The following is a 23,279-nucleotide window of genomic DNA, read 5'->3' as shown; positions in this document are numbered from 1 at the left end:
ATGCCTCGCTCAGACCGCGTCGCGCAGCTGGCCGCTGTGCAGGTAGGCATCGAACGCCGCGTTGCTCGTGGCGACGAGCCGGTCGAGATCAACGGTGTCCTGCCCCGGAATCCGCACGCGGGTGAATACATGTGCCGGATAGACGACCGGGCGCGTCGCGTCGAGACCCATCTTGGCGCTGACGCCCTGCATGTGCGGCGGCGCATCGTCGGGCTGGCCGACGGTCGTCGACGGATCGAGCGGCGAGCCCTGTGCGCCGGCCACGATCACGAGATCCCGATCCGCCTGGAAGCGCGTCGCGATCGCCCATTCGATTTCGGCGGGATCGTGCACGTCCACATCGGTATCGACGACGACCACCTGCTTGATGTCGTAGTGCGCGCCGAACGCGCCCAAGATCACGTTTTTCGCTTCGCCTTCGCGCTTCTTGTCGAACTGGACCCACAGGTGATACCGACACACGCCGCCCACCGACAACTCCACGTCCTTCACGCCTGGATGGCTGCGCTGCAGATGCGCCAGCAATGTCGCTTCGCGCGGAATGGCGCCGAGCAGCAGATGCTCCATTTCAGCCGGAACAATCGTGTGATAAATGGGCTGTTCGCGGTGTGTGACCGCCGTCACCTCGATCACCTCACGCGCTTCGCGCGCGCTGTAGTACTTCGGAAATTCGCCGAACGGACCTTCGGGCTCGCGCACCTTGGGCAGGATGCGGCCCTCGATCACGATTTCCGAAAACGCGGGTACACGCACGTCGTTCGTCACGCATTTCACGACCGGCAGCGGCACGCCGTGCAACGCACCGGCGATCTCCAGTTCGTCGTTGTCGATCGGGGAAATGGCCTGCGACGCCAGCATCGTCAACGGATCGACGCCGATCGCGATCGCCACGTCGAGCGCGTCGCCCGCCGCTTCCGCGGCCTGATAGAACGCCAGCAGATGACGCGGCAACATCAGGATCGCCATGCGGTCCGGGGCGTGCACCTGAATGCGGTTGATCGACACGTTCTGGATGCCGGTACGCGGATTACGCGCAATCACGAGGCCGGCCGTGATGTAGGGACCGTTGTCGTGCTCGCTGTGGGTCGGGATCGGCAGCAATGCGTGCAGATCGATGCCCTGCGTGCGGACGACCTGCTGGCACGCGGCCTCTTCGCGTGGCAGTTCGTGCCAGGCAACTGGATGCGCGGCCGCATCGCGAAAGCGTTCGAGCAGCGCGGCCTCGGGCACGCCCATCGCTTCGGCAATCCACGCGCGCTTCGACATGAAGCCGCTCACCACCGGAATGGCGTGGCCGCCGGGCTTGAGAAAGAGGGCGGCCTGTTCGCCGTCGAGCCGTTTGGCGACTGCCGCGAGTTCGTGTTCGAGTGAAACCGGCTGCTCGATCGTCGCGACGCGGCCCGTTGCCGACAGGCGTTCAAGCCAGTGGCGCAGCGTCGGCGCGGTGCTCTGCGGCGCCCATGAGGATTGAGGTGTGCCGCTGCCTGCGGCATCGCGTGAGTTCATTGACGTCTCCATCGGTGCTTGCCGTCGGGTGCCGGAACGATTCTGTCGGGCGGACATGCAGCAAGTTGGAATGAAGCGTAGCGAGAACGGGCTATAACTTCTAATATTGTTTTTTGATGTTTTTCATCATTAGTTTTGATATCAGTGTTAGCCCCGATGACGCCCTTCGTGCTCTCGGTTATCAATAGACAACGCTTCCGGCCAGGGTCTTTCTCAGCGATTCAGATAGTTACGCGGTGTGCTGTGGCCACCGGCTCTCGTGAGTGACCTGATAGACCGCGCAGCGGATATTAACTTTCGTGATGCACCCCGCGGCGCCCTTCGGGACATCAAATGGACCTCGCATGGACCTGAAGCAGATCCAGTATTTCATCGCGCTTTTCGAGGACGGCTCCGTGACACGCGCCGCCAAGCGCCTGAACATCGTGCAACCGGCGCTCAGCATGCAGATCGCCAAGCTGGAGGAAGAACTGCATCAGCAGCTGTTTGACCGTGGCGCGCACGGCATGGCGCCCACCGCCGCCGGACGGCTGATGTACCGCCTCTTTCTGCCGATCATCCGCGATCTCGCGCATGCACGTCAGCAAATGGTTCAGCGCCACGAGATCGTGACGGGCCACGTGTCGATCGGACTGATCGCATCGGTGACGGAAAGCGTGCTCGCCGATTCGCTGTCACGCTTTCACGCGCGCTATCCGCATGTCGAAGTCACCGTCGCCGACGGCTACACCGCGACCTTCATCGACTGGGTGTCGGGCGGCCAGCTCGACGCCGCGCTGATCAACAAGCCACGCTCGCGCCTGTCGCTCGACTCGCAGCCGCTCCTCGATGAAGAGATGGTGCTCGTCACCAGCGCCGAACACGGCCCCGAACTGCCGCATGCGATCGAGCTCGCGCAATTGCCCGAACTCGAACTCGTGCTGCCCACCCAGCGCCACGGCCTGCGCGGCGTGCTCGATACGGCCGCGCAGCATGAGGACGTGCTGCTTGCGCCGCGCTTCGAAATCGATGTGTTGAGCACGATCGTAAAGCTCGTCGAAAGCACCCGCTTTGCGACGATCCTGCCGCGCATCGCGGTTGAACGCGCAGTGCGTCGAGGGGCGTTGCGCGCCTATCCGATTCTCGCGCCGCGCATCGTACGCCATATCGTGCGAATCAGTCATCCGCGGCGGCCGTTGAGCGCTGCTGCCGAAGCGCTGATCGACATCATCGCCGACGAATTACGTGAAGTATCGAGCGAATCAGCGCCCTGTGCCACGCATGATCAAGGGACCACCGCTTCGAGAATTCATCCATGATCAGTTTCCGTCCTGTAAGAAAGCCATCAGGACATGAGCGGCCAAGCCAGACGAAGTTCGTATTGCCGATATGCGATCTTTCATGAGCGGTGCGAAGTCGTAAGCACGATGAGCGCGACGTAGCGACGGATGATTCGTTGACGCGTCGCGCGATTGAAAGCAGACTCGCTCGCTATGCAAGCCCTCGCGTTTGACGCGATCGCGAAAGCCTGTTGCAACAGGCGCTTTTGCTCGCGCGTGACCGAACCGCAGCGATAGGCGGCCGGCCACGCCATGTCACTTCAACCAATCACTTCCTGCTTCCCCGGAATGCCTGACCCGCGCAACGAACACCCGCGCGTTTCGGTGACGAAGAGCAGCGCAATCGCGCCAACGACGCACGCGGCCATCATGTAATAAGCGGGCACCAGCGCATTGCCCGTATGCGCGACGAGCCATTCGTTCGCCATCGGCGCGGTACCCCCGAAAATCGACGTCGACACGTTATAGGCAATCGCCATCCCCGCATAACGGACCTGCGTCGGGAACATCGCGGGAAACATCGCCGAGATGCTGGCGAGCTGCGGCACGTACAACAGACCGAGCACCGAAAAGCCGATCATGGCACCGACCAGGCCGAGCTTCATCAGCAGGAACATCGGAATCGCCGCGACGAACAGGCCGATCAGTGAAAACCACCAGACGTTCTTGCGTCCGACGCGATCCGAGAACGCACCCGCAAAAGGCAGAAACACCATCATCGCAAGCATGCCGATCAGCGGCACGAGCAAGGACATATTGTCGCTCATGCCCAGCTGCTTCTGCATGAAAGTCGGCATATAGGCGAGCAGCACGTAGTTGACGACGTTCAACGCGACCACGAGTCCGCCGAGCTGGATCAACGGTTTCCAATAGTCGCGCAGCAACGCTTTCAGCGTGACGCGGCTACGCTGCTCCTCGTGCATCGATTGTTCGAGTTCGCGAAAGACCGGCGTGTCTTCGAGCTTCGAGCGCAGATAGAAACCAATCAGTCCGAGCGGAGCCGCGACCAGAAACGGCAAACGCCATCCCCAGGCATGCATCGCCGTATTGCCGAGCACGACGGAGCAACCGAGCATCAGCAACGCGCCGAGCGAGAAACCCGACAGTGTCGCGAATTCGAGGAAGCTGCCGCAAAAGCCGCGCTTTTTATCGGGTGCGTATTCGGCCATGAAAGTCGCCGCGCCGCCATATTCGCCGCCCGTCGAAAAGCCCTGAATCATTCGCAGCACGATCAGTATTGCCGGCGCCCACCAGCCAATGCTCGCGTAAGTCGGCACAAGTCCGACCAGCAACGTTGCGACCGACATCAGGATGATCGTCAAGGCGAGCACGTGCTTGCGGCCGAGGCGGTCGCCGAGCGGTCCCCAGAACAGACCCCCTAGCGGACGCACGAGAAACGAAATGGCGAACGTCGCGAGCGCGAATAACGTGGCCTGCGCGGTGCTGCCGGGGAACAACGCCGCCGAAATATAGCTCAGACCATAGGCGTAAATACCGTAGTCGAACCATTCGGTTGCGTTGCCGAGTGCCGACGCGGCGATCGCGCGTCGCAACAGGCTACGCGCCTGCGGTTGCGCGGTCAGCGCGGTCCATGAATGTACGTAGTGCATCTCTCCTCCTAAATGTCTCTTTGCGACACAGGCAACGTCGCCCGAGTCCACGATACCGACGACGCGCGCCCGCAACGATGTTCTAGGACGATGCAGGCATCGGGGTTTTCCATCAAGCCGGTAGCGGATGCGGTAATCCGTACGCGTGCGTCAACGACGCGTCCTGCGCGGTCGGGAAAATAACCCGATCGGCCTCGGGCACTGCATTCAGCGCATCGACAACGGCAGCGTCATCAAACGGCCCTGCGCCGGCCTCGCCTCGTTCTCATCGCACAGCCGCAAACACATCCATGCGGTCGCGAGATTGCTGCTCACCACTGGTTTGCCCGTGGCGGCTTCTATTCGAGCGATAATCGGCGCGGCCCTCACCGCGGTGCACGAGATAAACAACGCATCGGAGTCCCGGGCCATCGCGTCGCACGCGAAGGCGACGATATCGTCGTGCGAAATCCGTGCCATCTCCCGATCGTCGGTCAGACCCATGCACGTAAAGCGATCGATAGCGAAGCCTTGCGCGGCAAAGTATTCGGCCATCGGTTGACTCGTATCGGCGGTGTACGGCGTCAGCACACTGATACGCCGCGCGCCGAGCGTGTCGAGCGCAGTGACCGCGGCCCCGGTTGGGGTGACGACTCGGGCCGATGGTTTAGCCGCCTGAATAGCGCGCTCGATCTGCGCATCGCCGATCATCACGGATGCCGACGTGCACGAAAACATCACGACGTCGAGCGTTTCGTCGGGTAGGATCAGCGCCGCGCCCGCGGTCAGCGACGGTTGCATCGCGCGCAGATTGTCGGGTGTCACCGGGTTCGCGTAGGGCACGCGATTCACATAGATGCCGATAGGCTCGTTCGCGACCAGCGCGGCGAAGTCCGGCTCCGTGGTGTGATCGGTCGCGAGAATCACGAGGCCGATGCGTTTGTCGAAAGGGCGTTCGATCAAATGCGGCGCGCACGTGAACTGCCGAATAGCTGTTTGCATCGTTCAATGCCCCGGCGCGGGAAAGCGCTTCTCAAGTAGCCGCACACAGGCCACCGCGATCAGGCTGATAATCAGGAAGAGCACGCCGACGAGCGTCATCGGTTCCAGATAGCGGTAGTCAGTGTTCGCGATGATCTTCGCTTGATTCATCAATTCGAGGACCGTGATTGCCGACAGCAACGGCGTTTCCTTGAACATCGAGATCAGATAATTGGCGAGCGCGGGCAGCATCGGCGGCACCGCTTCGGGCAGGATCACGTGCTGCCATGTTTGCGCGGGGCGCAGGTTGCAGGCCTTCGCGGCTTCCCACTGCCCGCGCGGAATGCTTTCAATGCCGGCGCGATAGACCTCGGCCGCGTACGTCGCATAATGCACGCCGATCGCAAGCACACCGGCCGCGAGCGCCGGCATCCGTATGCCGATATCGGGCAGCACGTAGAACACGAAATACAGCTGCACGAGCAGCGGCGTGCCGCGAATAAAACTTGCGACCGCCGACGTGCCGCGCGACACCACGCGATTCGGCGCCAGCCGCAAAATGGCGATCGCCATGCCGACCACGGCCGCCACCACCGCGCCGAGCAAGGTAGCGAGCACGGTGATCTTCAGCCCTTGCAGCAGGATCGGCAGAATCTCGCGCACGAAGCTCCAGTCCCATTCCATACGTCTATCTCCTGATGCGGTCGAGACCGAAACTCATCCGGTTTTCCAGCTTGCGCATACCGAAAGAGATCAGACAGGCCATTGCGAAGTACAGCGCGAGAATCGTCGCGAACGGGATCAGCGTGTTGCCGGTTTGCGAGCGCACCACCTGCGCCTGGAACGTCATGTCGCCGAGCGAGATCAATGAGACGACGGCCGTGCCCTTCAGCAACTCGATCGCGTTGTTGCCGAACGTGGGCAGCATCAGCGGCAAGGCCTGCGGCAGGATGACGTGCCGCATGCGCTGATAGCGGGAAAGATTCAGCGCGATACAGGCGCTGCGCTGCTCGTTGCCGATGGCGGCAACCGCTCCGCGCACCACTTCGGCACCGTACGCACCGACGTTCAAGCCGAGCGCGAGCACGCCGGCCTGCAGCGGCGTCAGCGTCAGACCGGCCATCGGCAATACGAAGTACGCCCAGAACAACTGCACGAAGATCGAGGTGCCGCGAAAGAACTCGATATACGAGGTGGCCAATGCGCGCACCACGGAAAAACGCGACAGGCGCCCGAGCCCCGCGACGAACGCCATCACGAGCGCGAGTACCGCGCCCATCAACGTCAGTTCGACGGTTGTCTGCGCCCCTTGCAGAATCAGCTGCAAATAGCCGGACCAGTGGTTCATCGACGCACCTCGCGCTATGTTGGGGAAGCCATGCGCGCTAGGATTCCGCGCGCATGGCGTGTTACCGCGGACTCAGTTTTTCGCCGCGCACAGTTTCTCGCGGCTCGTCGACATCGCGGCCTTCGCCGAGAAGCCATAGGGCTCGACGATCTTCGCGAACTCGCCGGATTCCTTCATCTTCTTCAGCTCGACGTCGAATGCATCGCGCAGCGCGGTGTCCTGCTTGCGGAACGCGACGCCGTCGCATTGCACCGGCGTGTTCTGCACCGGCGCGATCGATTCGAGGTTCGGGTCTTTCGCTTTTGAAAGCAGATCGCTGATCGACAGCAGCGGCAATGCGAATACATCGATGCGGCCGTCCTGCAGCATCTTCAGACCGCTTTGCCCGTCCGGCACGATGATCACGCGATCGGTCGGAATGTTCGCGGCGCTCGCGAGCTTCTGTTCGGTGGTTCCCCCTTCCACACCGATCACCGCTTTGGGATCTTTCGCGATTTCCTCGTAGGTCTTGATGCTCTTCGTGTTGCCTTTCTTGACCGCGAACGCTTCGACCGCGCACAGCACCGGCTGCGAATACGCGACGGCCGCGCAACGTTGCGGCGTCATGAAGAGCCCCGCCGCAATCGCGTCATGCCGCCCCGCCGCGAGGCCCGGAATCATCGCGCCATACTCGGAGACCGACGCAACGACGTCGTTGACGCCGAGCTTCTTGAACACCGCGCGCGCGACATCCGGCGCCGCGCCCGTCACCTTGCCGTCGGCGCCGACCGCGGTGAACGGCGGTTCGTTCGCAATCGCGATGCGCGCGAAACCTTGCTGGCGCAGCTGCGTGAGCTTGTCGTCGGCGGCATGAGCGAGGCTCGCGAGCGTCAGCAGCGACAGCCCTCCCGCAATCAGAATCCCCTTCAGCTTCATGATCTCTGGCTCCTATGGCGTATTGGTATGGCTTAGTTGTGAGTGATGTGCAGCGTGGGAAAACAATGTGTTGCGGCTCGACTCAGATTCGATGCCCCGCGGCGAGAATCTTGCGAAGGAAGGTCTGGGTCCGCTCGTGCGTCGGATGCGTGAAGATGTCTTCCGGCTTGCCTTCTTCGACGATCCTGCCGCGGTCGAAGAACAGCACGCGATCGGCGAAGTCGTGCGCGAAGCCCATCTCGTGCGTGACGAGCAGCATCGTCATGTCGGTCTCGCGCGCGAGCCGCTGCATCACGTTCAGGACTTCTTCCACGAGTTCGGGGTCGAGCGCGGACGTCACTTCGTCGAACAGCATGATCCGCGGTGCGAGCGCGAGCGCCCGCGCGATCGCCACGCGCTGCTTCTGCCCACCCGACAGTTGCGCGGGACGGCTCTTCGCCTTGTCCGCCATGCCGACCATATCGAGCAGTTCGAGCGCGCGCTTTTCCGCAGACTCGCGGCTCTCGTTCTTCGTCAGCATCGGCGCGAGCGTCACGTTGTCGAGCACGCTCTTGTGCGGAAACAGATTGAAGTGCTGAAACACCATGCCGATCTTCTCGCGCATCTTTTGCAGATGGCGTTCGTTCGCGGGCACCATCTGGCCACCGCTCGGCATATGAAACAGCTGTTCGCCATCGACTTCGATATGGCCGCCGTCGATCGTCTCCAGCGTCATCAGAATGCGCAGAATCGTCGTCTTGCCCGATCCCGACGGGCCGATCAGCGCGAGCTTCTCGCCGGGCATCACGTCCAGCGACAGTTCGTCGAGCACGGTCAGTGCGCCATATCGTTTCGTGATCCGGTCGAGCCGGATCAATGGTTTCGTCGCCGCGCTGTCGTCGCGGCGCGCTAGCGTAGCGTTGGGCGCGGCCGCGCGCCCGGAAGAAAGACTCGCTGGGACGATGTCTGAAGGGCTCAACAGGTCGGTAGCTCGCGCGGTGTTCATATCGATTCGATCCCGTTCGTCGTTCATGACTTGAGTGAATGGATGCGGCAGCGGCGCGGGAAACGCCAGTGATGCGAACCAGAATACAAAGCAATATTTGCGATCCGATTGCTCTAGAACAATTCTTTTTTTCCGCGCGAGAGAAGGCAGCGCACGGTCCACTGCAACAACCATGCTGCGCCGATCGATAACGCCACGAACATTGAACTAGCACATTGGGAGGCGTTTTCTCGCGGCATTAGACTGCAGCCAGAAGTACCTGTGGACGCCCCATTCACGTGCACCCGGGGTGCCACTTTCCGCAACGACGTCACGCTCAGAGAGAGAGGAAGATGTCAGATACGACGCAACACGAATCGCGAATTGAGGCGCCCGTCGTGCGCCTGCCGTTCGAACGCGAGGAATACGCCGCGCGTCTTCGCAAGACGCGCAAGGCCATGCAGGCAGCCGGCATCGAGCTATTGATCGTGTCGGACCCGACCAACATGGCGTGGTTGACCGGCTACGACGGCTGGTCGTTTTACGTGCATCAGTGCGTGCTGCTCGCGCTCGACGGCGAGCCGGTCTGGTTCGGGCGCGGTCAGGACGCGAATGGTGCAAAGCGCACCGTCTTCATGCAGCACGATCAGATCGTCGGCTACCCGGATCATTACGTGCAATCCATGGTGCTGCACCCGATGGACTATCTCGCGCGCGACGTGATCGCGGCACGCGGCTGGAGCAACGCGAAGATCGGCGTCGAAATGGACAACTACTATTTCAGTGCAGCCGCTTATCGCTCGCTCGTCGCGCATCTGCCGAACGCGAACTGGCAGGACGCGACCGGCCTCATCAACTGGCAGCGCGCGGTCAAATCGGTGCGCGAGATCGAGTACATGCGCGTGGCCGCGCGCATCGTCGAGAAGATGCACACGCATATCCTCGAGCGAATCGAGCCGGGCATGCGCAAGAATGACCTCGTCGCGGAGATCTACTCCGCGGGCATTACCGGTGTCGACGGTCATGGCGGCGACTATCCGGCGATCGTGCCGCTGCTGCCGACAGGCGCCGATGCGGCCGCCCCGCATCTGACCTGGGACGACACGCCGTTCGCGAAGGATGCCGGCACGTTCTTCGAAATCGCCGGCTGCTTCAAGCGCTATCACTGCCCGCAGTCACGCACCGTGTACCTCGGCAAGCCGCCGAAGCATTTCATCGAGGGCGAGCGCGCGGTGGTCGAAGGAATCGAGGCCGGGCTCGCCGCGGCGAAACCCGGCAATACCTGCGAGGACATCGCCAATGCGTTTTTCGCCGTGCTGCATAAATACGGCATCGAGAAGAACAGTCGCTGCGGTTATCCGATCGGCGCGAGCTATCCGCCGGACTGGGGCGAGCGCACGATGAGCCTGCGCCCTGGGGACAAGGCCGTCCTCGAACCCGGCATGACTTTCCACTTCATGCCGGGCCTGTGGCTCGACGATTGGGGCCTCGAAATCACCGAGAGCATTCTGATTACCGGCTCCGGTGTCGAGACCTTCTGCAGAACGCCACGCAAGCTGTTCGTCAAACCGTAATCGCGCGGGCGTCGTGCCAGCGTGAATTCGCGAAGCATGACGCCCGCCTCAACGAAAGGGGAAACATGCTTCCGAAAACGATGAAGGCCGTTGTGCTGAGTGGGCATGGCGGCCTCGACAAACTGGTCTATCGCAACGACATGCCGGTGCCGTCCTGCGCGGCCGGCGAGGTGTTGATCGACGTGAGAGCATGCGGGCTCAACAACACCGACGTGTGGGTCCGCCAGGGCGCCTACGGCACCGACGACGACCCACAAGCGGTGTCGACGTGGCGACGCGGCCGCTCGACGCTGACGTTCCCGCGCATCCAGGGCGCGGATATCGTCGGACGCGTGGTCGCCGTGGGTCGCGGCGTCAGCGATGCGCGTATCGGCGAGCGCGTGATCGTCGACGCGTCGATCTACAACCGCGACGACGACAGCCTCGCCGATATCGACTACATCGGCCACGGCCGCGACGGCGGGTACGCCGAATACACGGCCGTGCCCGCCGAAAACGCGCATCGTATCGACTCCTCCTATTCCGACGCCGAACTCGCCACTTTCTGGTGTGCTTATCACACCGGCGAACAAATGATCGAGCGCGCAGCCGTCAAGCGCGGCGAAGCGGTGCTGATTACCGGCGCGTCCGGCGGCGTCGGCTCGGCCATCATCCAGCTATGCCGCGCACGCGGCGCAATTCCGTATGCGGTGGTCAGCAAGGGCAAGGAAGAGGCCGTGCTCGCGCTCGGCGCGCAAGGCGTGATGCTGCGCGACAGCGGCGATTTCGTCGCGGACGTCGAACGGATGACCGACGGCAGGCCGGTCGACGTGGTCGCCGATCTGGTCGGCGGGGCGCTGTTCGGCAAGCTGCTGAACGTGCTGCGGCCCGAAGGACGATATACGACCGCGGGCGCGATCGCGGGACCGGTCGTGCAGCTCGATCTGCGCACGATGTATCTGAAGCAGTTGCAGTTGAATGGATCGTCGCAGGGCACGCGCGGCGCGTTCAGACGCGTGCTCGACTATATCCGGAATGGCAAGATCCGCCCGGTTCTGGCGGCGACCTATCCGCTGTCGAAGTTTCATGAAGCGCAGACGCGGTTCATGGAAAAGCGCTTCGTCGGCAATATCGTCGTGATTCCGGATCGCCACTGCGGCGACCAAGCCGCGCATTGACTCCCGTTGCAATGAAAACGCCGGCCGCTGCATCACAGCGGCCGGCGTTTTCTTTACTACGTCAGTCCATCAAAGCGAAGCAGCGGGCGCAAACACCTGCGACGCCACCTCATCCACCGCCTCGCGAGTCAGCTTCACGATTTCGTCCACGTCGCTGCGCGACGTCACCAGCGGCGGTGCAAAGCCGAGAATGTCGCCGTGCGGCATCGCCCGCGCGATCAGACCCCGCTGCATCGCGGCGGCCGACACGCGCGGCCCGACCTTCAGCGCCGCATCGAACGGCGTGCGGACATCCTTGTCGGCCATGAACTCCAGCGCGGCCAGCATGCCCTCGCCGCGCACTTCGCCGACGAGCGGATGCGAGTCGAACGCCGCATGGAGTTGCTCGAGCAGATACGCACCGGTTTGCGCCGCGTTCTGCGTGAGGTTTTCGCGTTCGAGAATCTCGAGGTTCGCGAGCGCGGCCGCCGCGCAGATCGGGTGGCCAGAATAGGTCCAGCCATGCCCCATCGCGCCCGACTCCGGGGATGCCTTATCAATCACGTCCCATACGCCCTCGCTGACGATCACGCCCGACAGCGGCGCATACGCGCTGGTCAAACCCTTCGCGACCGTAATCAGATCGGGCTGGATACCGTAGTGCTGCGCGCCCATCTTCGAGCCGAGCCGGCCGAAACCGCACACCACTTCGTCGCAGATCAGCAGGATGTCGTGCTTCTTCAGCACCTGCTGGATCGCGGCCCAGTAACCCGCCGGCGGCGGTACGATACCGCCCGTGCCCATCACCGGTTCGGCGATGAACGCCGCGATCGTATCGGCGCCTTCGCGCGCGATCAGCTTGTCGAGTTCCTCGACGCAGTACGAGACGAACTGCGTTTCGTTCATCCCGGCCGGCGCGCGACGATACCAATGCGGACACACGGTGTGCTTGACACGTTCGATCGGCAGATCGAAGAACTGATGAAAGCTCGGCAGACCGGTCAGACTACCGGTGACGATGCCCGAGCCGTGATAGCCGCGCTCGCGCGAAATGATCTTCTTCTTATTGGGCCGGCCCTTCACGTTGTTGTAGTACCAGACCAGCTTGATCTGCGTTTCGTTCGCATCCGAGCCGGACATGCCGTAGTACACCTTCTTCATGCCCTGCGGCGACCAGTCGATGATGCGCGACGACAGCTCGATGATCGTATCGGTCGAATGGCCGACATACGTGTGGTAATACGCGAGTTTCCTGGCCTGCTCGTAGATCGCGTCGGCCACTTCGGTGCGGCCGTAGCCGATGTTGACGCAGTAAAGGCCGGCAAATGCGTCGATATAGGACTTGCCTTGATGGTCTTCAATGCGGATGCCTTTGGCGCCGGTCACGATCCGGACCGGCAGCGCGCCGCTCGCGTGATCGTGCGCGTGCGTCGACGGATGCATGAAGTGCGCGCGGTCGGCGCTCAGCAGTTGATCGAATTGATTCATGGGTCGCTCCTTCGTGTGATGTATGGATGAATGAGTCAGCAGGTTCAGGCCGTTGCGTCCGTCGCGATTGCGTGCGCCGCGGCACGAGCGGGCGCGCTGTCGCTCACCGGCAAGCCGAGCTGGCCAAGACAGAAATAACGCGTCTCGACGAACGGCTCGAAGCCTTCGACGCCGCCTTCGCGTCCAAGCCCCGACGACTTGATGCCGCCGAACGGAATCGGCGCGCCGGTGAACTTCGCGCCGTTGACGGACACCATTGCGAAGTCGAGGCGGCGGATCAGTTGAAACACGATGTTCAGATCTTTCGCGCACACGTAGGCGGCGAGACCGTACTCGGTGTCGTTCGCGCGTTCGACCACTTCTTCGAGCGAATCGAACGGCGCGACCGCCGAGATCGGCGCGAAGTTTTCTTCGTCGTAGATGCGCATGCCGGGCGCCGCATCGGCCACGACGGTCGGCTCGAAGAACCAGCCGCCGCGCTCGTGCGCCGCGCCGCCTACCGTAATGCGCGCGCCTTTCTCACGCGCGTCGGCGACGCGCTGCACGGTCGTGTCGAACGCCGTCTGGTGCATCAGTGGGCCGACGTCCACGTTCGCGTCGAACGCGCCCCCTACCTGCAACGCTCTCACGGCATCGCTATATCGCGCGACGAATGCTTCGTACAACGGACGAGCGACGAAGATCCGGTTCGCCGCGCAGCAGTCCTGACCCGAGGTCTGAAACTTCGCCGCGACCGCGAGGCGCACCGCCTGTTCGAGGTCCGCATCTTCGGTGACGATGAAAGGCGCGTTGCCGCCGAGTTCGAGCGCGGTCTTCTTGATGCCCGCCTGCGCGGCTGTTTGCATCACTAGCGCGCCGACGCGCGTCGAGCCGGTGAAGCTCACCGAGCGCACACGGCTGTCCGACACCAGCGTTTCCATCGCCATCTGCGGCTCGCCGAGCACGACGTTGAACACGCCGGCCGGAAAACCCGCTTCTTCCGCGAGTTGCGCGAGCGCGAGCGCCGAGAACGGCGTTTCATGCGCCGGCTTCGCGACTACCGTGCAACCAGCGGCCAGCGCGGCGGCGGCCTTACGCGTGAGCATCGCGCATGGGAAGTTCCACGGCGTAATCAGCGCGGCCACGCCGACCGGCTCGACGATCGTGCCGAGATGCGCGCCATCGATATGCGTCGGAATCGTGCGGCCGTTCAGGCGCCGCGCCTCGTGCGCGAACCATTCGACGAAGCTCGCGCCGTACGCAATTTCGCCGCGCGCCTCGGCAAGCGGCTTGCCCTGTTCGAGCGACAGAATCGCGGCGAGATCGTGCTGATGACGCATGATCAACTCATGCCAGCGCAACAGCAGCGCCGAGCGTTTGGCAACCGGAACCCAGCGCCAAGTGTCGAACGCGCGCTGCGCGGCATCGACTGCGGCGGTGACCTGCGCCGCGTCGAGCATCGGCACATGGCCGAGCACTTCCTGATTGGCGGGATTCTGCACCGCGACGCTCGCGGCGCCCGCGCTATGAACCCAGCGTCCATCCACGTAGCACAGCGATTTGAATAGGATGGGATGACCCAGCAACATGGCGACCTCCTGTGTGCGATATCTGCTATCACTGTAGGTCCTGCGGCACTGACTTTTCTTTTGTTGTCGCTTCCACAAGACCGCGTTTTTTCTGCAATTGGCCCTATGGCTGGCGTTTTTTCGGGTGGTGGTTTTCGTCGTACTTCGCCCGCATTTGTCGCGCCATTCAACCGTTGTCGCCAATCGACTGTTCCGCCCATTCGGGCAAGCCTTCGGCGCCGGTTTTCACCACCTTCGTGACGATGTAGGTAAAGTACTTTTCGATGCCCAATTCGTCGGTGAGCAGCGTATCGATGAAGCGCTGATAGTGGTCGATGTCGCGCGACAGCACATGCATCACATAGTCGACGCCGCCGCCCGTCGCGAGGCATTGCACGACGTCGGCCGCAGCCGCGATGCGCTCCTCGAAGCGCCGCATATCGGGCGCGGTATGACGCGCGAGCGTGACCTCGACCACCACGCGGCTGCCTTTAAACGCGCGCACCCAGTCGATATCCGCGCGATACCCGCGAATCACGCCCTCTTCTTCGAGGCGCTTCACGCGCTCCCATGCCGGCGAAATCGACAGATTGATTTCTTCGGCGAGGCGCGACTTCGTAATGCGTCCGTCGCGCGCGAGGATGCGCAGAATCGCGAGATCGTAGCGGTCGAATTTCATCGTGCGTTCAGACCGTCACCGGTATGCCCCGCTCGAGCACGTCGGCGACCACCGCGACCGTATCGCCGATCCGCACGAGTCCCGGAAAATGCCGAGCGGCCAGTATGCCGCCGCGTCGCGCGCGATATTCGATCGGCGCGGCGCCACTGCGCTTCGCGTCGTAAATTCGCGCGATCACCTCGCCGCAGTCGACCATCTCGCCCAGGTCCTTGCACAGTTCGAGCAAGCCGTCGTGCTCGCTCGCCGTGTAGCAGGTGCCGTCGGGCATGTCGAGTAGCGTCGTCGTGCGCGGCGCGTGGCCGCTTGCTTCGCTCTGCCTGATAATTCCCGCATGCTGAAGAAAGCCGCGCACGCCGCGCTCCGTAATCGCCACGCTTTGCACGGTCGCGGAGCCGCCGCCGCCAAGCTCGGTCGACACGAACACCTTGCCCGCTTCCTCGACGGCCGTATCGTAGAGGCCGACGCTATCGAGTTCGAGCATCCGCATCGAGTACGGCGCGCCAAACGCGCGCATCGCCGCTTCGCAGCGCGCCTGCTGCGTCGCGTCGGGCAGCAGATGAATCGCGGCGAACGGCACGAAGTCGAGCGTGCGGCCGCCCGCGTGCAGATCGAGCACATAGTCGGCGAGCGGCAGCAGATAGCGCTGGAAATAATCGGCGATCTTCTCGGTCACGGTGCCGTCCGGTTTGCCCGGAAAGCTGCGATTCAGATTGCCGCGATCGAGCGGCGACGTGCGCGTGCCCGCGCGAAACGCCGGAAAGTTCATGAAAGGCACGATGATCACGCGCCCGCATACGTCGCTTGCCTTCAAGGTGCCGGCGAGCTTCGACAATGCGATCGGTCCTTCGTATTCGTCGCCGTGATTGCCGCCGGTCAGCAGCGCGGTCGGCCCTTCACCGTTGCGGATCACGGTGATCGGAATCATCTCCGCGCCCCACGCGGAGCCGTCGTGCGAATGAGGCAACTTCAGGAAACCATGCTGTTCGCCATCGGCGTTGAAATCGACCGTCGGTTGAATCGGGGATGCCCGCATCTCTGCTACTCCTTCTTGAGCCGCTTGCGCGGCGTATTGCCCTTCGTCCGCGCGTCATTTCACCGGCGCGTCGTTGCTAAATGTCGTTCCGGCTTTCGCCGCCTGCGCACGCTGCAACGCGAGCGCGGCAATCGCGGTGTCCTGCGCGCCGGTTCCGGTCAGATCGCAGATCGTCACGTCGGCGTCGCTCGTGCGGCCCGAGGCCTGGTTCGCGACGACCTGACCCAACTCGACGATTGCGGCATCGGCTCGCATAGCGCCCGCCGCGAGCGCGTGATGCAGTTCGCCGAGCACGCGCGTTTGCTGCGCGCGGTCGCACACGTAACGCGCCGCTGCCAGGGCGGCCGGTGCGATTTCATTCTTGTGCTCGGCGTCCGAACCCATCGCCGTGATGTGCAGGCCCGGATGCAAATCGGCGGCTTCGATCAGCGGCGTGCGGCTCGGCGTCGTCGTAATCGCGACGTCCGCTTCGGCGAGCGCGTCGTGAACGCTGGGAGCGACATCGCATCGGACGCCGAGCGTGGTGCTCACCTCCGTGGCGAAACGCAGCGCGTTTGCTGCGTCGCGTGCCCAGACGCGCACGTGCTCGACGCGGCGCACCAGCATCAAGGCCCGCAGTTGCAGACGGGCCTGCTCGCCCGCGCCGAGCATCGCGACCTGCGGCGTGTGCGGTTTCGCGAGCCAGCGCGCCGCGACCGCGCCGGCCGCGGCAGTGCGTATCGCGGTCAGATAGCCGTTGTCGAGCAGCACCGCTTCGGTCAGCCCCGTCTTCGCCGACAACACCAGCATAAGGCCATTCAGACTCGGCAAACCGAGCGACGGGTTGTCGAAGAAGCCCGGACTTACCTTGATCGCGAAGCTGTCGAGGCGCGGCAGCCATGCTGTCTTCACGTCGACTTCGCCGTTGTGGGCAGGCAGATCGAGCCGCAGGATAGGCGGCATCGCGACCGCTTCGGTCGCGAGCGCGACGAAGGCTGCTTCGATCTGATCGACAGCGGCGAGATCGAGCGGCACGAGTTCGCGAAGCTCGGCTTCGCCAAGGAGCGTGATCGAGGTCATGATGGGGTGTGTAAGTTCGGTTGCGCTGCGGTGTCCGGCGCGTCGTTGCCGACGATCCGCCGATGCAGATCCATATCGATGTTCGCGCCCGTCACGACGAGCACGAGCGCCCCGCGCGCGATGCGTGCAGCAGGCAGCGCACGATCGAGCACCGCAGCGATGCCCACCGCCGCCGCGCCCTCGACGACGAGCCGCTCCTGCCGATACGCGTGCACGATGCCGCGCGCGATCGACGCCTCGTCGAGCAATACGGTCTCGTCGATCAGATCGCGCGTCAGCGCATACGTGTAGCGGTTTTCGAGTCCGACACCGCCGCCGAGCGAATCGGCGAGCGTGTCGAGTTCCTCGACCAGCACCGGCTGACCGGCCGCGAGACTCGCATGCATCGCGGCGCCGCGCTCCATCGTGATGCCGGTCAAACCGATCGCGGGATTCGCGCTTTTCGCCGCCAGCGCGATGCCCGCGAACAGCCCTCCGCCCGACAGCGGCACGACGATGTTCGCGACGTCAGGCAACGCCTCGACGATTTCGAGCCCGATCGTCCCCTGTCCGGCGATCACGTACGGATCGTCGAACGGCGGCACGTACGCAAAGCCTTCTTCGCGCGCGAGCCGCAATGCCTCGTGCTCAGCCTCGTCCTGGCTTTGACCGGTAATCCGCACGTGCGCACCGAGTGCGCGCACCGCCTCGACCTTGTTCGCGGGCACGAGCCGCGAAAGACACACGGTCGCGTCGACACCGAGCGCGCGCGCCGCATGTGCGAGCGCGCGGCCATGATTGCCGGTCGAAGCGGTCACGACGCGAGTGCAGCCCTGTTCGGCCAACCGCGCGAGCGCATTGGTCGCGCCGCGCAGCTTGAAGCTGCCGGTCGGCTGCACGGTTTCGAGCTTCAGATAGACCGGCGTGCCCGCGAGCGCCGACAGGCTCGGCGATTCGACGAGCGGCGTACGGCAAACGCGGCCGTCGATACGGCTGCGCGCGCGGTAGATGTCGGCTAGCGACAGATCGGCTGACGATGGGACGGACATGCACCAGGCCCTGCATCAAAGAGGTCGATTTACTATTCGATGCGGGCAGTCGCAGTGGTCGTGGCCGCATCGCTTTTCATGCAGCCCAGTCTAGTGTTCTAAAAAAGGATTTTGATTGTCCTAGTTCATTTCGAGCGGTGCGCTGCGCAATCCGCGTAGCTGCGCGATCAGGTGAAATCGTGCACTTGTGGATATTGCTCGAACACGTCGCCCATCGTTTCGAGCGCGGCCTTATAGGTGTCCTCGCTGACCTCGGCGCCGACGCAAACCCGCACCGCGTTGGGACGGTCCGCGTCGCGCACCAGAAACGGATCGGGCGACGTCACCGCGATGTCGCGGTTGCGCAGCTCGCGCACCAGCCGATCGGTGCTCCAATGATCGGGCACGCGCAGCCACGCCGACAGCGCCTGCGGATGCGCGCCGAGCACATATTTACCGAGCGTCTGCTGCAATTGCGCCTGACGCCGCCCCAGACGTTCGCGCTGAATCTCGACGAGCCGCGCGGCGGTGCCATCGACGATCCAGCGCGTCGCGACCTCCGCCATCGGCGGCGTCGCCATCCAGCTGCTCACGCGCAGCACGCTTTCGGCGCGCAGCGCGAGTCGCCGCGGCGTGGTCATATAACCGATTCGCAAGCCGGCCATCACCGATTTCGTCAAACTTGTGCAGTAGAACGAAAGCTCGGGAATCAGGCTCGAAATCGGCGTGGAGTGTTTGGCGGGTAGCGGGCCGTACACGTCATCCTCGATCACGTAGACGCCATAGCGTTCGGCGATTTTCGCAATCGCGCGACGCCGCGACTCGGGCATCAACGCGACGGTCGGATTGTTCAGCGTCGGCGTGCAGACGAGCGCTGAAATGCGCTCGCTGTCGCACATCTCCTCGAAGTGCTCGGGGTGAATCCCGTACTCGTCGATTTCGAGGCCCTTCAGCGTGAAGCCGAGCACGTTGGCCGAACCTATCACGCCGTGATCCGTCAGGCCTTCGCATAGCACGGTGTCGCCCGGCCCCACCAGAGAAGCGAGCGCGAGAAAGATGCCGTGCGCGGCGCCGTTCGTGACGAGCAGCGTATCGGCCGAAGCCGGCATGCCGAGCGACGCGAGCCACGCCATGCCCGCCTGGCGATGATGCTCGAAGCCCGCGATCGGCCGGAATGCGCGAATCCACGGCTGATCGTCGAGCGTCGACAGCGTCGCGCAGACCTTGCGCCACATCGCATCGTGCTCGGACGTGTGAATGATGCGCGCGATCGAAAAGTCGACCACCGAACGCTCGGCCGTATCGAGCATGTAGCTCGACATCGTTTCGGTTACGCGCGCCGCGACGAAACTGCCGCGCCCGACCTCGCAGCGGATCAGCCCCTGCCGCTCCAGCTCCTTGTACGCGTTGGTGACGGTCTGCACGCTGATCGCGAGTTCGGCGGCGACGTCGCGCTGCGGCGGCAGGCGCGCGCCCGGCGGCAGCGACGTGCTCTCGATGTCGCCGGCAATCGCCTTGACCAGCCGCTTGTATTTCGATTCCACGCCGTGCACCGCGCGCACGGCCTCGCGCCACTGCTCGATCACCGTTGCTCCTCCGTTATGGCTGACGCCGGCTCCGCCGTGGAGCGCGTCGTCGCGCGTCGACTCCATAGTGAGGCCAAAACGGGGCGGAAAATTATTGTCCTAGAGCAATTGGCGCGAAAAAGTGTGGGGCGCGATGCGCAATGCACTTCCACTAGATAATCATGGTCGCGGCCTCAGTGACCTTGCGCTTGTCAACAAACGCTCTCGCGTCGACCGGGATACTCCTTTGCCGTGGATATCACGACCTCTCCACTCCGGCATAAACTTCTCGCTGCGTAGCGGGAGTCGTCCATCACATCAGAACGACCTCGACTATCGTATCGTGTCGCAACGGATCTGCGCGAAGGACCCAGGGGACTTCCTCCGGGGCGTGCGCGGCTTTCGCGACCCGAAACGCACACAGAAATTTCTCTCGTGCTTCGGGCCGATCCGGCAGTTTTGCTCTAAGAATCGGAAACAGGTTCTGACGCCGCTGGCCAGGAACCGCTCGGGTTGTACTCCTCCCCATAGCTCACAAAAAGCTCATCTCCTGCCTTGATTTCCTTGAGAGCGACGTAAAAGGTCAGATTTTTCCCTACTCTGATTGCCCCCAGGTTGTTCTCCTTCGGGGGCACCTCCGCGGACACGCCTGGCAGACGGCCTGTATTGATCAGACTCAACGTGTTGCCATGCGTAAATGCACTCACAGACCGTTGCCCCGAGTTTGTGGCCCACAGATACGTCAGCACATTCTCATCGCCCAGTTTAGCCATCTCCTCTCCCAACGACGCATCAGTATCGTGCAGTACGCCAGCATAGGGACCTATTACCTCGAATTGCCTGATATCGCGCCTGGCGTAAACCGACATGCCCCTGTATGGGCCATCATCCAGAGGAATGCTCAAATCCACCAAGTCCTCAAATTTACCCTTATGATTGCCTTCGCTCTTCAGCCATTCATGCACTTCCCGGAGTATCTCCTGTTTTACCCGCTTCTGTTCGGACGCTGGAAGCTTTGCAAGTTCATCACGCAATTCGGCCCACCTGGTAACAGCAATACTGTCGATCGTCCCCTCAGCCTCTTGAAGTACACTGCGCGTTGGATCTGCCGGATCCCTAAGTATCGGGCCGTTGTCCTCAATTTCGTGGCGAATGAATCCGGGATCATCAGGCTCTGTTTTTATGGCGACATCCTCACCCACAGATGGCCCCTCTTTAAGTTTACGATTCAGAACTAGCTGTCCATACTGTTTGATCGTCCCATCGGCAGCAACGGCGTTCCGCCAGTTATTGAAACGGAGCTTGTTATTGCGGGCGAATTCCGCCATGCCAATTTTAGTGCGCTCCGCCTGTGGCATAGCGTGCCACTGATTGATGTGGTCGGCGGTGACGGGACTGTATTGGACTCCGGTGGCACGGTCCAGAACTGCCTGCCCTTGCGGTCTGATCGTCCCATCGGCAGCAACGGCATTCCGCCAGCTATTGAAACTGAGCTTGTGATTACTGGCGAACCCGGACATGCCAATTCTATTGCGCTCCATCTGGGACATAGCGTGCCACTCATTGATGTGGTCGGCGGTGACGAAACGGTATTGGACTCCGGTGGCATGATCCAGAATTGCCTGCCCTCGCGGTCTGATGGTCCCATCGCCAGCCACGACGTCCTGCCAGCTATTGAAGCTGAGCTTGTGATTACTGGCGAACCCGGACATCCCAATTCTATAGCGCTCCATCTGTGGCATAGCGTGCCACTCAATGATGTGGTCGGCGGTGACGGGACTGTATTGGACTCCGGTGGCACGGTCCAGAATTGCCTGACCTAGCGGTCTGATCGTCCCATCGGCAGCAACGCTGCTCTTCCAGCTATTGAAACTGAGCTTGTTATCGCGGGCGAATTCCGCCATGCCAATTTTAGTGCGCTCCGCCTGTGGCATAGCGTGCCACTCATTGATGCGGTCGGCGGTGACGGGACTGTATTGGACTCCGGTGGCACGGTCCAGAACTGCCTGCCCTTGCGGTCTGATCGTCCCATCGGCAGCAACGCTGCTCTCCCAGCTAGCTAGACTGAGCTTGTGATTACTGGCGAACCCGGACATGCCAATTCTATTGCGCTCCGTCTGTGACATAGCGTGCCACTCATTGATGTGGTCGGCGGTGACGAAACGGTATTGGACTCCGGTGGCATGATCCAGAATTGCCTGCCCTAGCGGTCTGATCGTCCCGTCGGCAGCAACGGCGTTCCGCCAGCTACTGAAACGGAGCTTGTTATTGCAGGCGAATTCCGCCATGCCAATTCTATTGCGCTCCGCCTGTGGCATAGCGTGCCACTCATTGATGCGGTCGGCGGTGACGGGACTGTATTGGACTCCGGTGGCACGGTCCAGAATTGCCTGCCCTTGCGGTTTGATCATCCCATCGGCAGCAACGGCGTTCCGCCAGCTAGCTAGACTGAGCTTGTGTTTACTGGCGAACCCGGACATGCCAATTCTATTGCGCCCTATCTGGGACATAGCGTGCCACTCATTGACGTGGACGGCGGTGACGGGACTGAATTTCTTCGCATTCCCATGGCTCTGGCTTGATGGACTGGCCTTCGAAGTTGAACTGTTGCTGGAGCTGGCTGTAGTACCAGGATTGCTGTCTGGACGAGATATTTTAGTATGCGGTGACGCCTCTGTTGTATCGACGGGCCCGGATGCATCATCTCCAGACGGCGCAGGCCTCTTGATACCTGATAGTCCGAGCTGTGGTGACTGATTACCAGCATTAGCAATATTCTTTTCTGTGCCTTCCGCGCTGGGAATTTTTGGTGGTTCTATTGGTCCCAAAGGATAACCGACCTGCCCATTGACACGCTGTAGTGGCGTAAATTTGAATTCACTCATTCCCGGATTAAATTTCCATCCTGAATCATGGATACTGGAGGAATTCAATACCGAAGGCGGTTTGCCAAACGTTGATTCCGCCGCGCCGGGTACCACATCGTGCACCAGTTGCAGGCCCGATATTGCCGCGGCCACATTGCCCCCAATGCGATCTTGCTCCGTCATGCCATGGAGGCCGTCATGAATTCCGAAGACAATATCACCAACGCCGCCGACAATGGGTAGGTAGCTGAATGTCTTACCCCACAACCCCTTTGCCGATTTCCAGTTTCGCTGTGCAGCGCCGAATATCTCTGTTTGATCAGCCCATCTAGCGTTATTTACGTTCACAGCCCGATATTGGGATGCAATCCCAGCCTCATCCTTGTCGCCAGCACCTGCTGTTAAATTGCCATACTTCAGTTGATAATCACTGTCTCGCGATCGGGTGTAATTAAATAATTCCCTGACAGGAATTCTCTGATCGGAGAGAAGATTCTTATATCCATAAGAAGTGGTTTGGTTCCCCGCAATCAGTTTGTCGAGAGCCTCATCCGCTTTAGGCCAATGCGCATCCCTGCCTCCCTGCCTGTCGCTATCATTGAAACTCTGAAGCAAGTTGCCACGGTTGTTTTTAGCCCATCTGGCAAAGTCGTCGTCCCCATGGATTTCACTGACGCTGCCTCGATTCAGATCCATCATCAC

At 62.2% G+C, this 23,279-nt stretch carries 18 protein-coding genes and 1 pseudogene; 4 read left to right on the top strand and 15 right to left on the bottom strand.

From position 1 onward, the window contains the following. Window positions 1-9: 9 nt before the first annotated feature. Window positions 10-1,506, bottom strand: coding sequence for a UbiD family decarboxylase (locus tag PQR02_RS25295; RefSeq protein ID WP_408237544.1), 1,497 nt, complete (start codon window positions 1,504-1,506; stop codon window positions 10-12). Between the two features lie 344 nt (window positions 1,507-1,850). Here PQR02_RS25295 and PQR02_RS25290 point away from each other — a divergent pair, with 344 nt between their 5' ends. Next, complete coding sequence (locus tag PQR02_RS25290; protein WP_408237541.1) at window positions 1,851-2,804, top strand: LysR family transcriptional regulator; 954 nt, start codon at window positions 1,851-1,853, stop codon at window positions 2,802-2,804. A 281-nt stretch (window positions 2,805-3,085) separates the two neighbouring features. Here PQR02_RS25290 and PQR02_RS25285 read toward each other — a convergent pair whose 3' ends face one another. From PQR02_RS25285 to ehuA, 6 genes are all read right to left on the bottom strand, one after another. Continuing rightward, window positions 3,086-4,435 carry an MFS transporter gene (locus tag PQR02_RS25285; protein WP_408237538.1) on the bottom strand — a complete coding sequence of 450 codons (1,350 nt, stop codon included), beginning with the start codon at window positions 4,433-4,435 and terminating at the stop codon, window positions 3,086-3,088. A gap of 207 nt (window positions 4,436-4,642) precedes the next feature. Further along, window positions 4,643-5,416, bottom strand: coding sequence for an ectoine utilization protein EutA (gene eutA / locus PQR02_RS25280; protein ID WP_408237535.1), 774 nt, complete (start codon window positions 5,414-5,416; stop codon window positions 4,643-4,645). Window positions 5,417-5,419: 3 nt separating this feature from the next. Then, on the bottom strand, window positions 5,420-6,079 hold the full coding sequence (gene ehuD / locus PQR02_RS25275) for an ectoine/hydroxyectoine ABC transporter permease subunit EhuD (protein ID WP_408237532.1): 660 nt from the start codon (window positions 6,077-6,079) through the stop codon (window positions 5,420-5,422). Between the two features lie 4 nt (window positions 6,080-6,083). Continuing rightward, window positions 6,084-6,743, bottom strand: coding sequence for an ectoine/hydroxyectoine ABC transporter permease subunit EhuC (ehuC, locus tag PQR02_RS25270; protein WP_408237529.1), 660 nt, complete (start codon window positions 6,741-6,743; stop codon window positions 6,084-6,086). Between the two features lie 72 nt (window positions 6,744-6,815). Beyond that, window positions 6,816-7,658 (bottom strand): ectoine/hydroxyectoine ABC transporter substrate-binding protein EhuB, encoded by an 843-nt coding sequence (ehuB, locus tag PQR02_RS25265; protein WP_408237526.1) that lies wholly within the window; start codon window positions 7,656-7,658, stop codon window positions 6,816-6,818. A gap of 82 nt (window positions 7,659-7,740) precedes the next feature. Continuing rightward, window positions 7,741-8,643 (bottom strand): ectoine/hydroxyectoine ABC transporter ATP-binding protein EhuA, encoded by a 903-nt coding sequence (gene ehuA, locus PQR02_RS25260; RefSeq protein ID WP_408237523.1) that lies wholly within the window; start codon window positions 8,641-8,643, stop codon window positions 7,741-7,743. Window positions 8,644-8,975: 332 nt separating this feature from the next. On the opposite strand from ehuA, the gene doeA reads away from it, so the two are divergent. Both doeA and PQR02_RS25250 read left to right on the top strand, forming a co-directional pair. Further along, a complete protein-coding gene (gene doeA, locus PQR02_RS25255; RefSeq protein WP_408237519.1) occupies window positions 8,976-10,196 on the top strand; it encodes an ectoine hydrolase DoeA in 1,221 nt (406 codons plus the stop codon). Window positions 10,197-10,261: 65 nt separating this feature from the next. Further along, window positions 10,262-11,353 (top strand): alcohol dehydrogenase family protein, encoded by a 1,092-nt coding sequence (locus PQR02_RS25250; RefSeq protein WP_408237516.1) that lies wholly within the window; start codon window positions 10,262-10,264, stop codon window positions 11,351-11,353. Between the two features lie 69 nt (window positions 11,354-11,422). Here PQR02_RS25250 and PQR02_RS25245 read toward each other — a convergent pair whose 3' ends face one another. The 7 genes from PQR02_RS25245 to ehuR all read right to left on the bottom strand — a co-directional run bounded on the left by PQR02_RS25245 (window position 11,423) and on the right by ehuR (window position 19,731). Beyond that, window positions 11,423-12,820, bottom strand: a complete 1,398-nt coding sequence (locus tag PQR02_RS25245) for an aspartate aminotransferase family protein (protein WP_408237513.1) — start codon at window positions 12,818-12,820, stop codon at window positions 11,423-11,425. Between the two features lie 44 nt (window positions 12,821-12,864). Then, window positions 12,865-14,388, bottom strand: coding sequence for an NAD-dependent succinate-semialdehyde dehydrogenase (locus PQR02_RS25240; protein ID WP_408237510.1), 1,524 nt, complete (start codon window positions 14,386-14,388; stop codon window positions 12,865-12,867). 166 nt (window positions 14,389-14,554) lie between these two features. Next, window positions 14,555-15,046, bottom strand: coding sequence for an Lrp/AsnC family transcriptional regulator (locus tag PQR02_RS25235; RefSeq protein WP_408237507.1), 492 nt, complete (start codon window positions 15,044-15,046; stop codon window positions 14,555-14,557). A gap of 7 nt (window positions 15,047-15,053) precedes the next feature. Then, complete coding sequence (gene doeB / locus PQR02_RS25230) at window positions 15,054-16,079, bottom strand: N(2)-acetyl-L-2,4-diaminobutanoate deacetylase DoeB (protein WP_408237504.1); 1,026 nt, start codon at window positions 16,077-16,079, stop codon at window positions 15,054-15,056. Window positions 16,080-16,133: 54 nt separating this feature from the next. Beyond that, the gene (locus PQR02_RS25225; RefSeq protein WP_408237501.1) at window positions 16,134-17,138 is read right to left on the bottom strand and encodes a cyclodeaminase; all 1,005 of its coding nucleotides are present in this window, start codon (window positions 17,136-17,138) and stop codon (window positions 16,134-16,136) included. Beyond that, entirely contained in the window at window positions 17,135-18,166 is a 1,032-nt protein-coding gene (gene eutB / locus PQR02_RS25220) for a hydroxyectoine utilization dehydratase EutB (RefSeq protein WP_408237498.1), read from the bottom strand. Before eutB ends, PQR02_RS25225 begins: the two co-directional genes overlap by 4 nt. Window positions 18,167-18,333: 167 nt before the next feature. Then, window positions 18,334-19,731 carry a MocR-like ectoine utilization transcription factor EhuR gene (gene ehuR, locus PQR02_RS25215; RefSeq protein ID WP_408237640.1) on the bottom strand — a complete coding sequence of 466 codons (1,398 nt, stop codon included), beginning with the start codon at window positions 19,729-19,731 and terminating at the stop codon, window positions 18,334-18,336. Between the two features lie 364 nt (window positions 19,732-20,095). Between ehuR and PQR02_RS41050 the strand changes: the two are divergent. Beyond that, window positions 20,096-20,171, top strand: a pseudogene (locus PQR02_RS41050) (IS6 family transposase); the annotation flags it as partial. A 3-nt stretch (window positions 20,172-20,174) separates the two neighbouring features. Here PQR02_RS41050 and PQR02_RS25210 read toward each other — a convergent pair. Then, window positions 20,175-23,279, bottom strand: a 3,105-nt coding sequence (locus tag PQR02_RS25210; protein WP_408237495.1) for an SET domain-containing protein-lysine N-methyltransferase, incomplete at its 5' end; no start/stop codon positions are given.

This window comes from Paraburkholderia sediminicola (genome assembly GCF_046026895.1).
Classification (GTDB): Bacteria; Pseudomonadota; Gammaproteobacteria; order Burkholderiales; family Burkholderiaceae; genus Paraburkholderia; species Paraburkholderia sediminicola_C.
Note: the sequence above shows the minus strand (reverse complement) of the source record. Positions and strands in the feature narration are given on the sequence as shown.

Coding starts and splice junctions, on each gene's coding strand:
- PQR02_RS25295 (WP_408237544.1), bottom strand. CDS start 1,506: ATGAACTCACGCGATGCCGCAGGCAGCGGCACACCTCAATCCTCATGG.
- PQR02_RS25290 (WP_408237541.1), top strand. CDS start 1,851: ATGGACCTGAAGCAGATCCAGTATTTCATCGCGCTTTTCGAGGACGGC.
- PQR02_RS25285 (WP_408237538.1), bottom strand. CDS start 4,435: ATGCACTACGTACATTCATGGACCGCGCTGACCGCGCAACCGCAGGCG.
- eutA (WP_408237535.1), bottom strand. CDS start 5,416: ATGCAAACAGCTATTCGGCAGTTCACGTGCGCGCCGCATTTGATCGAA.
- ehuD (WP_408237532.1), bottom strand. CDS start 6,079: ATGGAATGGGACTGGAGCTTCGTGCGCGAGATTCTGCCGATCCTGCTG.
- ehuC (WP_408237529.1), bottom strand. CDS start 6,743: ATGAACCACTGGTCCGGCTATTTGCAGCTGATTCTGCAAGGGGCGCAG.
- ehuB (WP_408237526.1), bottom strand. CDS start 7,658: ATGAAGCTGAAGGGGATTCTGATTGCGGGAGGGCTGTCGCTGCTGACG.
- ehuA (WP_408237523.1), bottom strand. CDS start 8,643: ATGAACACCGCGCGAGCTACCGACCTGTTGAGCCCTTCAGACATCGTC.
- doeA (WP_408237519.1), top strand. CDS start 8,976: ATGTCAGATACGACGCAACACGAATCGCGAATTGAGGCGCCCGTCGTG.
- PQR02_RS25250 (WP_408237516.1), top strand. CDS start 10,262: ATGCTTCCGAAAACGATGAAGGCCGTTGTGCTGAGTGGGCATGGCGGC.
- PQR02_RS25245 (WP_408237513.1), bottom strand. CDS start 12,820: ATGAATCAATTCGATCAACTGCTGAGCGCCGACCGCGCGCACTTCATG.
- PQR02_RS25240 (WP_408237510.1), bottom strand. CDS start 14,388: ATGTTGCTGGGTCATCCCATCCTATTCAAATCGCTGTGCTACGTGGAT.
- PQR02_RS25235 (WP_408237507.1), bottom strand. CDS start 15,046: ATGAAATTCGACCGCTACGATCTCGCGATTCTGCGCATCCTCGCGCGC.
- doeB (WP_408237504.1), bottom strand. CDS start 16,079: ATGCGGGCATCCCCGATTCAACCGACGGTCGATTTCAACGCCGATGGC.
- PQR02_RS25225 (WP_408237501.1), bottom strand. CDS start 17,138: ATGACCTCGATCACGCTCCTTGGCGAAGCCGAGCTTCGCGAACTCGTG.
- eutB (WP_408237498.1), bottom strand. CDS start 18,166: ATGTCCGTCCCATCGTCAGCCGATCTGTCGCTAGCCGACATCTACCGC.